General features: G+C 34.5%; 12 protein-coding genes and 1 tRNA gene. 3 read left to right on the forward strand and 10 right to left on the reverse strand.

Translation table 11 applies throughout. The features are described from left to right. Positions 1 to 9: 9 nt before the first annotated feature. From der to P177_RS16380, 4 genes are all read right to left on the reverse strand, one after another. The gene (der, locus tag P177_RS16365) at positions 10 to 1,314 is read right to left on the reverse strand and encodes a ribosome biogenesis GTPase Der (RefSeq protein WP_036156478.1); all 1,305 of its coding nucleotides are present in this window, start codon (positions 1,312 to 1,314) and stop codon (positions 10 to 12) included. A 39-nt stretch (positions 1,315 to 1,353) separates the two neighbouring features. Next, positions 1,354 to 2,070: an acetyltransferase gene (locus tag P177_RS16370; protein WP_036156480.1), complete on the reverse strand. Its 717-nt coding sequence runs from the start codon at positions 2,068 to 2,070 to the stop codon at positions 1,354 to 1,356. A 232-nt stretch (positions 2,071 to 2,302) separates the two neighbouring features. Continuing rightward, a complete protein-coding gene (gene era / locus P177_RS16375; protein ID WP_036156482.1) occupies positions 2,303 to 3,187 on the reverse strand; it encodes a GTPase Era in 885 nt (294 codons plus the stop codon). Then, on the reverse strand, positions 3,174 to 4,538 hold the full coding sequence (locus P177_RS16380) for an alanine/glycine:cation symporter family protein (protein ID WP_036156484.1): 1,365 nt from the start codon (positions 4,536 to 4,538) through the stop codon (positions 3,174 to 3,176). Before P177_RS16380 ends, era begins: the two co-directional genes overlap by 14 nt. Before the next feature lie 195 nt (positions 4,539 to 4,733). Here P177_RS16380 and P177_RS16385 point away from each other — a divergent pair. Both P177_RS16385 and P177_RS16390 read left to right on the forward strand, forming a co-directional pair. Further along, positions 4,734 to 4,806 (forward strand) — tRNA-Met (locus P177_RS16385). Positions 4,807 to 4,848: 42 nt separating this feature from the next. Next, complete coding sequence (locus tag P177_RS16390) at positions 4,849 to 6,114, forward strand: tyrosine-type recombinase/integrase (protein ID WP_036156486.1); 1,266 nt, start codon at positions 4,849 to 4,851, stop codon at positions 6,112 to 6,114. A gap of 3 nt (positions 6,115 to 6,117) precedes the next feature. On the opposite strand, the gene P177_RS20255 is transcribed toward P177_RS16390, so the two are convergent. From P177_RS20255 to P177_RS16420, 6 genes are all read right to left on the reverse strand, one after another. Further along, on the reverse strand, positions 6,118 to 6,312 hold the full coding sequence (locus tag P177_RS20255) for a hypothetical protein (protein WP_036156488.1): 195 nt from the start codon (positions 6,310 to 6,312) through the stop codon (positions 6,118 to 6,120). A 3-nt stretch (positions 6,313 to 6,315) separates the two neighbouring features. Continuing rightward, positions 6,316 to 7,446 (reverse strand): relaxase/mobilization nuclease domain-containing protein, encoded by a 1,131-nt coding sequence (locus P177_RS16400; protein ID WP_036156490.1) that lies wholly within the window; start codon positions 7,444 to 7,446, stop codon positions 6,316 to 6,318. After that, positions 7,443 to 7,784, reverse strand: coding sequence for a plasmid mobilization protein (locus tag P177_RS16405; RefSeq protein WP_036156492.1), 342 nt, complete (start codon positions 7,782 to 7,784; stop codon positions 7,443 to 7,445). The genes P177_RS16400 and P177_RS16405 overlap by 4 nt, the downstream gene beginning before the upstream one ends. Positions 7,785 to 7,952: 168 nt before the next feature. After that, a complete protein-coding gene (locus P177_RS16410; RefSeq protein WP_036156494.1) occupies positions 7,953 to 8,429 on the reverse strand; it encodes a hypothetical protein in 477 nt (158 codons plus the stop codon). Further along, on the reverse strand, positions 8,426 to 9,208 hold the full coding sequence (locus P177_RS16415; RefSeq protein WP_036156496.1) for a hypothetical protein: 783 nt from the start codon (positions 9,206 to 9,208) through the stop codon (positions 8,426 to 8,428). Before P177_RS16415 ends, P177_RS16410 begins: the two co-directional genes overlap by 4 nt. Positions 9,209 to 9,406: 198 nt before the next feature. Then, the gene (locus P177_RS16420; RefSeq protein WP_036156498.1) at positions 9,407 to 11,098 is read right to left on the reverse strand and encodes a sulfatase family protein; all 1,692 of its coding nucleotides are present in this window, start codon (positions 11,096 to 11,098) and stop codon (positions 9,407 to 9,409) included. A 424-nt stretch (positions 11,099 to 11,522) separates the two neighbouring features. On the opposite strand from P177_RS16420, the gene P177_RS16425 reads away from it, so the two are divergent. Beyond that, entirely contained in the window at positions 11,523 to 12,098 is a 576-nt protein-coding gene (locus P177_RS16425; protein ID WP_036156500.1) for an RNA polymerase sigma factor, read from the forward strand. Positions 12,099 to 12,165 lie beyond the last annotated feature (67 nt).

Genomic DNA, 12,165 nt, shown 5'->3' on the forward strand with positions numbered 1-12,165 from the left:
ACAAAATCTTTACTTCTTTCTCATAAATACAGTGATAGGCACACCAGAGAAATCATATTCTTCACGAATTTTATTCTCTAGATAACGCTTATATGGCTCACGCACATATTGTGGCAGGTTACAAAAGAATGCAAACTGCGGATACGGAGTTGGTAATTGCGTACAGAATTTAATCTTAACAAACTTCCCTTTATATGCCGGTGGCGGATAATTTTCAATTATTGGCAACATCGTTTCATTGAACTTACGTGTAATAATCTTTTTATTACGATTATTGTACACCTCAACTGCAGTCTCTATTGCCTTAAAAATACGTTGCTTTGTTAATACAGAAACAAAAAGAATAGGCACATCTGTAAATGGCTCAATGGCTTTTTTAATTTTATCGGTATAGTGTTTTATGGTATTGGTCTCTTTATCCTCGACCAAATCCCACTTATTCACAAGAATTACTATTCCTTTATGGTTACGCTGAGCAAGCCAAAATATATTTTCTACTTGACCATCAAATCCCCTTGTAGCATCCAACATTAAAATACAGACATCGCAATGCTCAATCGCTCTTACGGAACGCATTACAGAATAAAATTCTAAATCTTCCTTCACCTTCGCCTTACGACGAATACCTGCTGTATCTACGAGGTTAAATTCAAATCCGAATCTATTATATTTAGTATCGATACTATCTCTTGTAGTACCGGCGATATCCGTTACTATATATCTATCCTCACCAATCAAAGCATTGATGAATGAAGACTTTCCTGCGTTGGGTCTACCAACTACCGCAAACCTTGGCAAGTCACTTTCTTCCTCAACTACATCTGGCAATTTTTCCACCAAAGCATCTAGCAGTTCCCCAGATCCACCACCATTTATACTGGACAGTGTAAAATACTCACCAAGACCTAAAGAATAAAATTCAACCGCATCTTCCGCTCTTTTAGCATTATCTACTTTATTGACCGCTAAAAAAACTGGCTTTTTAACACGTCTTAATAATTTAGCCACATCTTCATCCATACCGGTTACCCCGGTCTCCACATCTACCATAAATATTATGGCATCAGCTTCTTCAATTGCCAATTCAACTTGCCTATCAATTTCCTTCTCAAAGACATCATCACTACCAACAACATATCCGCCGGTATCGATAATTGAAAACTCTTTACCGTTCCAATCACTCTTACCATAATGGCGATCACGAGTAACACCGCTAACGGCATCAACAATAGCCTCGCGTCTTTGAATTAATCTATTAAAAAATGTTGATTTTCCTACATTAGGTCTCCCTACAATGGCAACAATAGCACCCATAGCTTAAATTTGGTGCAAAGGTAATATTTAAAGTGGCAACTACACTATATCTTCTAAAGATGCTAAATTAGAAAAATACCTCTTTTTGATTGTGGACAGATAAGGCTCACCTATTTCTCTACTTCTAACAAACTGTGCCGGAGAGCCATAGGCTATAAGTTTATCTCCAAAATGGCTAACAACCAATGCACCTGCGCCAATAACAGAATGCTCCCCTATTTCAATACCATTAACAACTGAAGCCCCTAAGCAAATAGATGAAAAACTACCAACAAACACATTGCCACCACAACAAGACGAAGGAGCAAGACTGGCATAGTCTCCAATTTCACAGTCATGTTCTAGTATTGAATTAGAATTTAAAATGCAAAAATCATGAAGTATTGAATTTGCATTTACAATTGCTCCTGGCATTATAACATTACCAGACCCAATAACAACATCTTTGCCAATGATCGCTTTAGGATGAATCGTATTTACAAAATTAAATCCAGGAATTATTTCAAGTATTTTATCTACTACTTTTTTCCTAATCCAATTATCACCCACAGCAACAATTCCTCCTTCTATATTTAATCTACTCATTAAATATGGAAGATCATACTCACTACCTAATACTTGGTAACCATTTACCAATGAACCTTTAGGTTTAAATGAATCTACAAATCCAATTACATTGAATTTATCCTCTTTCTCTAAGCAATCTAAAACTACACTGCCATGGCTTGAGGCTCCAAAAATAATCACATTATGCATTTCATCGGGGATTTATGACAGTTTGTCGATAATTCAAAAATAATGTATTCTTTTCAAATTAAAGCCTAAAACATTCAATTGAGGTAAAAATTTTGTGATGACAGCTAATATTGAAAGCTTAGTTCTGGTCAATACACTGATAACTAAAGCTTTCAAAAACAGATATAGATTCTTAAAATATTAAAATCTATCCCCAATTTAAACTAGCGCTGATATATAACTTAGATTATTTCTATTTATTATATCCAAACCGCTTTAATTGACGCGAATTGCTGCGCCAATTTTTGTTCACTTTTACATATAATTCTATATGAACTTGTTTGCCGAAGAATTTTTCTAAATCTTTTCTTGCTTCTACACCTACGCGTTTTAAAGCTGAGCCTTTATGACCAATAATAATACCTTTTTGAGAATCGCGCTCTACCATAATTACGGCACGCATGCGAATAATATCCTCATCTTCAAAAAACTCCTCCGTTTCTATTTCAACTGCATAAGGAATTTCCTTTTTGTAGTTCAATAAGATTTTCTCGCGTATAGTTTCATTTACAAAAAAACGTTCCGGCTTATCCGTTAATTGGTCTTTAGGATAATATGCCGGTGACATTGGCAATAATTCTATAATACGCTCAAAAACACCTTTAACATTAAAATTAGATAATGCAGATATAGGATGCAACTCTACACTAGGTAACATTTCTTGCCAATACTGAACCTGCTCTTCCAACAATTCTTGCGTAGCAGTATCTACTTTGTTCAACAACAATAAAACAGGAATTTTACTATTTTTAATTTTCTCAAAGAAAGCCTCATCTTTCAATGCCTTCTCTCCTATTTCAACCATATACAAAAGTACATCGGCATCTTCAAAAGCAGATTTCACAAAATCCATCATACTACTTTGAAGCTGATATGCAGGTTTTATGATACCTGGAGTATCAGACAAAATCATCTGAAAATCATCTCCGTTTACAATACCTAAAATACGGTGCCTTGTTGTTTGTGCCTTTGATGTTATTATGGATAATTTCTCACCCACAAAAGCATTCATCAAAGTTGATTTACCAACATTAGGATTACCAATAATATTTACGAAGCCTGCCTTATGATCTGCCATCTCTATACTTTAATATATATTTCTTCAATTCCACATTTACCTTTGGGGCCAACAAAAGTACGGCAATCATATTAGGTATCACCATTAGTGCGTACGACAAATCAATTAAATTCTTTACCAACTCTAATGATGCTACTGCAGCGAAGACAATCATAATCACAAAATACCAATTGTAAAACTTACCGATTTTAGCATTGGTCAAGAAAGACAAAGATTTAACGCCGTAATACGAATAAGTAAATAAGGTAGACAATGCAAAGGCAGTAACAATGACCATTAACAATACATCTCCCCAACCAAATAAGGTTCTTTCAAAAGCCGATAACGTCATTACTATTCCGCTAGAATCTTCTAAATATGCACCGCTTAATATGATAACAATTGCAGTAAATGTACATACTAGAATGGTATCTATAAACGGACCTAACATGGCAACCAACCCCTCTCGAATTGGTTCATCATTCTTAGATTGCCCATGATACATTGGTGCGCTACCCAAACCTGCTTCATTTGAAAACATGGCCCTACGAACACCAATAATTACAAGACCCCAAAATCCGCCCGTAGCCAAAGATTTAAAGTTCCAAGCTTCTGTAAATATCATTTTTAAAGCTGGCATTATTTGACTGGAATTCATAGCCATGACAGCTATTACGGCAATTAAATACACTGCCACCATAAATGGCACAATTGCTGAAGCCACTTTCGCAATCTTTGTCAATCCGCCGAAAATTACAAATGAGGTTACTACCGCCAATATAAGCCCTATGGTCCATTTCCAATTCTCATCGCTCATTTCTATTATTGTTGACCCAGGATCAACTACACTCATAAATGTTTCTGTAAACTGGTTCGCCGTGAAAACACCTAAAAACCCGAAAAGTCCGCATACTGCAAAAAATATAGCTAACGGCTTAGCCTTTTCACCCAGACCTTTTGTGATATAGTACATAGGACCTCCCTGCATTTTTCCGTCAGAATCGGTACCTCGATACATAATTGCCAAACTACAGGAATAAAACTTGATACACATACCTATTAATGCGGTCATCCATATCCAAAATACTACTCCTGGACCACCATCATGTATTGCAATGGCAACTCCTGATATATTACCTAAACCGACTGTTGCCGCAACTGCAGCCGACAAAGCTTGAAAAGAACTTACCTCTCCCTTAGATTTAGAATTATCGTATTTACCTGCAGTAATTGCGATGGCATGACCGAAAAAACGATAGGGCATTAATTTGGAATAAAAAACCAAAAAGAGTCCGCCTCCTATCAATAAAAGAAACATTGGCCACTCCGTATAAGGTAATGCACTGGCTATAAAATCGTTAATTGTATCCATAAAATTGCAAAAAACCGAAGTTATGGATTTAATGTATTTTAAAAGATAATACCCCTTAAAAAATATTCTTTAAATAAGTTTTGAATATAGAGAAAATGTGTTGTATATTTGCACCCCGCTACGAATAGTAGCAAACATTTATCCCGTCAGCGTAATGACCTGAAGTTGCAAAACAAGTGAGATAAAAACCCATATCGCGGGGTAGAGCAGTAGGTAGCTCGTCGGGCTCATAACCCGAAGGTCGCTGGTTCGAGTCCAGTCCCCGCTACTACATAACCCATTGATTATCAGATTTTTAAATCTTTTGTCAATGGGTTATTTTTTTGATACCTTACAAACCGCATACGATACCGCATACAGCGAAGGTTTGAAGAAGAAATATACAGATCCTAAAATTTATCACGGTGGAGAGAATTTTGACCTCTCCAAAAGGTGGTACGTCTACTTTTCATACGAGCACCCTACCGAAAAAGATGTGAACGGAGAACCAAAGATGACACGCCAAACGCCCGTCTACGCAAAAATCAACCAAAGATTTCACACGAAAAGGGAAAGGCTACGACAATTAAAAATTCTTAAGGATATTCTTTCCGAAATGCTAAAGGACGGACATTCACCTTATGAAGGCGAAATGAATATGAAAACAGAGGGGTATACTGCCGAAAGTGCTCTCGACTTTACCCATAGCCTAAATATAAAAACGCTGAACCCTACTTCCATAATGGATTATGAAAGTAGGTTCAAACGTTTTAAGAAATATCTGGATTCACGGAACCTGCTCAAAAGAAATATTCTTAGTATAGACAAGAAAGTCGTCAATGGATACCTGAATTCCATATTAAATACTTCAAGCGCCCGTAACCGAAACAATACCCGTACGGTACTTAGTGCGCACTTTACCGTTTTGGAAGAAAACGATATCATTCCCAAAAATTTTATTCAGAGTATAAAACCGCTTAAGACCAATCCTAAAAGAAATAAGACCTACACCCTAAAAATGGTCGATGAACTTTATGAATTCCTATCGGAGAAGGACCCTCAATTATTATTATTCATAAAATTGGTCTCCTATAATTTTTTGAGACCTATAGAAGTATGTAGTATTAAAGTTGGCGATCTGAACCTGGAACAGAACCTACTCTACGTTAAAGCGAAGAACAAGGTGGTGAAAACGAAAATCATCCCAAACATCATTCTGGAAGAATTGGAGAAATTGGACCTCAACAATGCACAGGATTATTTAATAACTCCGGAAGGTGTAGGACCTTGGGTTACCAGTGAAGTGAATAAGAGGGATTATTTTTCCAAGAGATTCAAAAAAGTAAAGGATGCTTACAACGTTCATTTGGAAAAAATTGGAGAAACCTACAGACTGGGTAAAGACCATACCGTCTATTCCTTTAGGCACACATTCATTACAAAACTGTACCGTGAAATGCGCAACGAATGCTCCCGTACCGAAACCCATGATCGTCTCATGTTGATTACCGGTCACTCTAGCTTACAGGCACTAATCTCATATCTAAGGGATATCGATGCGGAGCTACCGGAAGATTACAGTGATTATTTGAAATAAATATCAAGAGCTTTTTGGAAAGAGAATTCCCCGTGAAATGATCAGGCGACGATAATACTCACCTAATTCCTCATCATCGGTCATAGGTTTGGGCATGGCGGCCTTGACCCCTTTATTCCGGGCCACGGCCGCCTCTAGCAGCTCAACAGGAAGGCTGTCCAAAAATCCTTCAACTATAATGTCGCTCTCTAGACCCATGTTTTATAATCCTCTTCCTTTCTTTTTTCTTTTTTTGCGGTCAATATCAGCTAATAGTTCATTTTCAAAAGATGTCTCTTGACTTGTATATGACCTTAATACTTTGTTCGCATCCTTCCAAATACCGGTTTGCGAATCGATCTTTAATTTAACCGAATATTTCTCTGATCGGCTCTCACCAAGTTTTAGCTTTTTACCTTCGACTTTTTGAGATGCTCGTTCAACTCTCTTACCTCCATCCAAATAACTTTTGCTCTTTCCATCGACCTCCCTTGCTCTAAGTGAATTGATTTTAGATTTTTTCTTAAAATCGTTAATGTCTTCTTTATTTCCTCGTTCTGCTGAATTAGTTTTGAAAATAATTGTACGGTCTCTGCTTTGTTCATAATCTATTTGTTTTAAAATGTTATTCCATGAAAATTTTCTACCAAGGGTACTACCCTTGTATATAATGTCTTTGTACTTAAAAGAAATACCCATTACCCTATCGGTACTTTTGCTGATTTTGAATTGGGGCGTTACTCCTACTCTTTTTAGTTTATCAATAAACTCCTTTACATTGTTAGCCGATTTCAAGGCTACCTTCACCCTTTCCTGAAGCAAATTTTTAACAGGAATATCGCCGGTGCGCAAAGCCTTTGCAATTTCATTCTGGGTGAGTGCCGCCTTTTCCCTAAACAAATTATCGGACAGAACGGTCAATCTATATTTCCGTTCCAATTCCCTAACCAATTTTTGGCTTCTTTTATAGTCTCCACTATCTGAAACCACATCACCAGAAAACATCACCCTATTTGCTATGATATGCAAATGTTGATGTTCTTGGTCGGTGTGCATGTATATCAAATATTGATTGTCCTCAAAACCCATCCCATTTAAATAATCATCTGCCAAGGATGAAAAATCCTTATCACTCAACTGATCTCCCGGAGGAAGATTTAAGGATACATGATAGACGGCCTTACCAAGATTGGGCCTTAACTGTCGTACCACATTAAACTCCTTGGTCATATCCACAGGTTTGCCCATTTCAATATTGGAATCCAATACATATGCCTTGCCTGTTTTCACCTTTTTATCATGGTAAACGATCAAGCCATAAAAGTCTTTTCCTTTGATCTGTTTGGCTATCATGACCTTAAGGTTACTTGTTTGATTTCCGCTAAAGTGGACTTCAATAAATTCAATTGTGAGTTAAGTTCATGGGGATTGAAACCACCCAAATGAGCCTTCTTGGTAAGCTGGTTTAAATTGTTGCCGATGCGACAAAGTTCAATAAACAGCTTTCTATTTTCCGAAGAAATTTTGGTCCTGGGCAAAGGTTTGCCTACTGATCGTTTACGAATAAAATCGGGAATACCTATACCTACGGTACTCGCATTTTCACAGACGGTCAAATAATCCTGGACAGTCATTCGTAGATTGATCTTGATCGCTTTTAAGTCATTAATATCTTTTTCTGGGCGTGCCATACTCTAGGGGTTTGGGGAGGATACCCAACAAGCCTGCGAACACAGTGAGCAGTTTTTGCTTCCAAAAACATGGCTTGCTACGTGACCTCTGTTTTACTTGAAACAAACTTATGACTTACTAAAAATGGAAATGATGTTTACCGTACACAGAAATGTGTACGGTAAATTTTATGAGCAAAGAACGACATCCTCATATATAACTTGAAGGGAAGGAATGGCACTGGTAATTTCAAAAACATCTCTGGGATCGTCCAAAAGAAATTTTACAGAATCTCGGTAATGCCTCTTTGAAAAACCGTTATCTTCAAAATATAGACACGGATCTTTAGGGTGGTAGCGCTCTACATCTATCATAGTTTTCTTTTCACGATGAGAAAATTTAAACCGCTGAGATGCCCTTGCATAAATTCTTTGACTCTCTATATCATCAGGATATTTATCACAATCAAAATAAAGTTCGTGTATGATGACCATGAAAGCACGCTTTTGAGATAAAGGTATTTTTTCGTTGCTATGTCCTACAAGAAATCGACTAATTTTTTCAGCCTTTTGTATATCCTCTTTTGAAAAATATTCCCCTCCTAAATCAAAAGTATCCACTTGCATTTTTTGCATTTCTTTTAATCTCTCAATTATATTATTCATAGTCTAGCCCCCCTTCTTTTTCCATTATCTTTAATGAATAATTTCTTATTTTTCAAATATTGCATCTCACTATTTATAATTTTAATTCTTTTGGAATACGCTATTAAATTTGATTGAAAAAAACTTCCCATCGATAAAAAATCAGCCATTGTCATCCTTTCTGGATCAACCTTATTTTTTACTATCATAGACAACAAAACTTTTTCAGTTTCAGACAATTTGAGGCTTAGATTAAAATGGTCCATTATTTTAAATAATTGATCTTGAAAATTTAATTCAGAACTTTTAAACCCCTCATCAACAAAATCCAAAACACTTTTATCAATTTCATTCCTTCCTAATTCTTGTAGAATAAACTGACCGAATTCACATTTTCGATAAGAAAATGTTACATCCAAGAGTTGTTCATCAACAAAATCCGAAAGTTCATGATTTGAAAAGGGCTTTATAATATTATATTTTAGTTTAGCTAAAGACGCTAAATCTTCGGTTTTATCTGCATCAAGATTATTTAATAAATGATGGGAAAACACTTTTACATATTTCAACAATTCTAATTTGTTAAACATTATATCCGAGTATAACTGCAAATTATTAACCCCAGGTTTTTTAGCATCCAACAATCCGTATGTATAAAGTTCAGCTATCCACGCCTTAAACTCTTTTGGTTGTAACTTAATTTTACTTTTACCAATTAAGTCTTTCCGTTCCTTAGTTAGTAAGTCGATGAAAGGAGTGGAATCAATAGGGACACTATAATTTAATCTCTCAAAATTCATTTCTAATTAATCTGTAGTAAACTTAAAATTATTTTTCTAAAAATAAAATATAATTTACTGATAATCAGAATACAACAAAAACCATTATGACATAACGAAATACACGTTTAAGTTATATTTTATAAAATATAAGAGATAGCAATAACTTAAAAAAAAGGTAAAATTATTTACCTTTTTTTAAATCGCAGAGAATTTTATTTAATCAAATTTCTTAGAGTTTTCCCATTTCTCAACTATAGGATCAAGTATATTATTCTCTACACCAAACACCTTACCTTCTTTTGCCAATGGCATGAATTCATCTATATATTTTTGACTTATAGAATCATTATCTCCATATAGCTCTCTTAATCCGTTTAATTTTTTATGCAATTCTTTTTTAATATCAGCATATGTAGGATCATCATAATAATTATGTTGCTCTAATGGGTCTTTTTTTCTGTCAATCAGCTCCCAATAATCTAAATCAAAGTAATGATGTATTAGTTTGTAATCTTTGGTAATTGCAGCATAATGTCTATTTACATTGTGCTCTGAAGGATGTTCATAATAATGATAATACACAGCTTCGCGATTCCAGCCTTCAAGTTCGTTAGTAAAAACAGGTATTAAGCTTTCACCTTGCATATCATTTGGTTGTTCTACATCTGCAACATCTAGAAAAGTTTGGGCAAAGTCTAAATTTTGAACAAGTTCATTTGAGACACTGCCTGCCTTAATTCTATCTGGCCAAGATACTAATAGCGGTGTTTTTAAACTTTCATCATAAACAAAACGCTTATCAAACCAACCATGCTCTCCCAAATAAAAACCTTGGTCAGAAGTATAAACAATAATGGTATTATCCATTAAATTATTTGCCTCTAAATAATCTAGAACCCTTCCTACATTTTCATCTACAGATTTTATGGTACCTAAATAATCCTGCATATATCTTTGGTAGCGCCATTTTGCCAAATCTTTATCCGTCATGTTTGGATAATTCTTTTTAAAATCTTCCGCTACTCTTCTGTAAGCCTTATCGAAATTTGCTCTTTGTGCCTCATTTAACCTTCCTACACCCATCTCAAATCTTAATTTATCATATCCTATCTGCTCTTCTAAACCAAGTTCATCCATAACATCTGGATATAGCTTACTATCAGCAGCCCAACCCATATCGCCGTCTATATTCATTTTTGCAACTTTAGCAGCTAGCATCCCTTCATGTTTGTCAAATAAAGTTTGAGGCTCTCTAAATTCTCTTCGAGTAAACTCATCCATATGTCTTTCTGCCATTAGCCATGAACGATGAGGAGCTTTGTGAAGATACATTAGCATAAAAGGATCTTCCTTTTTTCTCTCGGTTTCTAACCAATTAATAGTCATGTCCGTTATAATATCAGTAACATAACCAGATACAGTTATCTCACCTTCATTTTTAGTTATAAAATCTGGATTATAATAAGAACCTTGACCTGGCAATATTTTAAATTGATCAAAACCTTTTGGATTATTGCCAAAATGTAGTTTGCCAAACATAGCTGTCTGATAGCCGGCCTTCTGTAACAATTGTGGAAAAGTTACATTAGTGGTATCAAAAGGTGAAACATTATCTACTTTTCCATTTATATGAGAATGTTTACCTGTTAAAATGGTAGCCCTTGATGGTGCACAAATTGAATTTGTAACACTTGCATTGGTAAATAACATACCCATGTTTGCAATTCTATCAATATTAGGTGTATTTATTAAGCTGGTATCATAAGCAGAAATAGCTTGATAAGCGTGATCATCAGACATAATAAAAACTATGTTAGGTCTATTCTTAGTTTCAGAATTGTTTTTTTTACAACTACTGAGAACAAACGTAAAAATTAATGAGGCTAATAGAATTTGATGCTTTTTCATGCTGAACTAATATTGATTTGTAAAATAATTATTAAGAGCCATTTTGAATACAGCTCTTAAATTAGAGTCATAATCAATAACCTTATAGACAAAAAAAGAGTTCTTTTTAATTTAAGAGAAAAGTTATTACCAGATAAAACTGTAAAGTCCTTATAAAAACTATAGTCTTAAGTAGCAATATTCCATTACAAATGAGTGAGTTACAATGAAACAAGCAACAAATTGTTTAGCGTAATATCAATTAACCGCATATATTTTAAGAATATATTAATATTTTAATACATTTGTTACTTAATTACTAATTAACTGTTAGTAAATTAAGAATGACGAAATATAAATTTAAAAAAGCAATACAATCTCAAATTCAATTACTTAAAATTTTATTTCAAAATTATCCAAACCAAACCTAAAAAAATAATTGACCATGTCTGGAATTGAAGATAAAAAGTACTGGACAGAACTACAAAAAGGTAATGTAGAGTCTTTAGGAAAACTCTATGATTTGTATGTAGATGAGTTATTCATTTTTGGAATGAGTATAACCAAGGACAAAACAACTGTTTTGGATAATATACATGATTTGTTCTTAAATTTATTTAAATACCATAGTACACTTGGAGAGGTTATAAATATTAAGTCATACTTATTTACATCATTAAAAAGAGCACTGCATAAAAAAAGTAAACTTAAAGTAATAACCGTTGACGATACTGAAATCTTAAACAACATTTCAATTAATGATTTGAGTACACCTTCTTACGAATCCAACATTATCAATCATGAACATTCTTGCTTAATTAAACAAAAAGTAAATCGTGCTATGAATTTACTTAGTCAAAATCAACAAGAAGTTCTTAACATGCGTTATAATGAAGAGCGATCGTACGAGGAAATTGCCGATGCTATGAGCGTTTCTATCTCTTCTGCCAGAACTATAATTTACCGTGCCTTAAAAGTTCTTCGAGGTGGTATTTTGATTGTTCTATTTTATTTTTCTTAAAAAAAACTTTTTTCTCGTCTATATTTTGAAAATTAACTCTCTTGTTATTAAGGAGGATTAATTAAGC

The organism is Maribacter forsetii DSM 18668 (assembly GCF_000744105.1).
In the GTDB taxonomy this organism is placed as follows: Bacteria; Bacteroidota; Bacteroidia; order Flavobacteriales; family Flavobacteriaceae; genus Maribacter; species Maribacter forsetii.

Bases quoted from the DNA above. Each gene is read 5' to 3' on its own strand.
- P177_RS16405 (WP_036156492.1), bottom strand. From the start codon at position 7,784: ATGGCACGCCCAGAAAAAGATATTAATGACTTAAAAGCGATCAAGATC.
- P177_RS16420 (WP_036156498.1), bottom strand. From the start codon at position 11,098: ATGAAAAAGCATCAAATTCTATTAGCCTCATTAATTTTTACGTTTGTT.
- der (WP_036156478.1), bottom strand. From the start codon at position 1,314: ATGGGTGCTATTGTTGCCATTGTAGGGAGACCTAATGTAGGAAAATCA.
- P177_RS16410 (WP_036156494.1), bottom strand. From the start codon at position 8,429: ATGAATAATATAATTGAGAGATTAAAAGAAATGCAAAAAATGCAAGTG.
- P177_RS16415 (WP_036156496.1), bottom strand. From the start codon at position 9,208: ATGAATTTTGAGAGATTAAATTATAGTGTCCCTATTGATTCCACTCCT.
- P177_RS16380 (WP_036156484.1), bottom strand. From the start codon at position 4,538: ATGGATACAATTAACGATTTTATAGCCAGTGCATTACCTTATACGGAG.
- P177_RS16390 (WP_036156486.1), top strand. From the start codon at position 4,849: ATGGGTTATTTTTTTGATACCTTACAAACCGCATACGATACCGCATAC.
- era (WP_036156482.1), bottom strand. From the start codon at position 3,187: ATGGCAGATCATAAGGCAGGCTTCGTAAATATTATTGGTAATCCTAAT.
- P177_RS16370 (WP_036156480.1), bottom strand. From the start codon at position 2,070: ATGCATAATGTGATTATTTTTGGAGCCTCAAGCCATGGCAGTGTAGTT.
- P177_RS20255 (WP_036156488.1), bottom strand. From the start codon at position 6,312: ATGGGTCTAGAGAGCGACATTATAGTTGAAGGATTTTTGGACAGCCTT.
- P177_RS16425 (WP_036156500.1), top strand. From the start codon at position 11,523: ATGTCTGGAATTGAAGATAAAAAGTACTGGACAGAACTACAAAAAGGT.
- P177_RS16400 (WP_036156490.1), bottom strand. From the start codon at position 7,446: ATGATAGCCAAACAGATCAAAGGAAAAGACTTTTATGGCTTGATCGTT.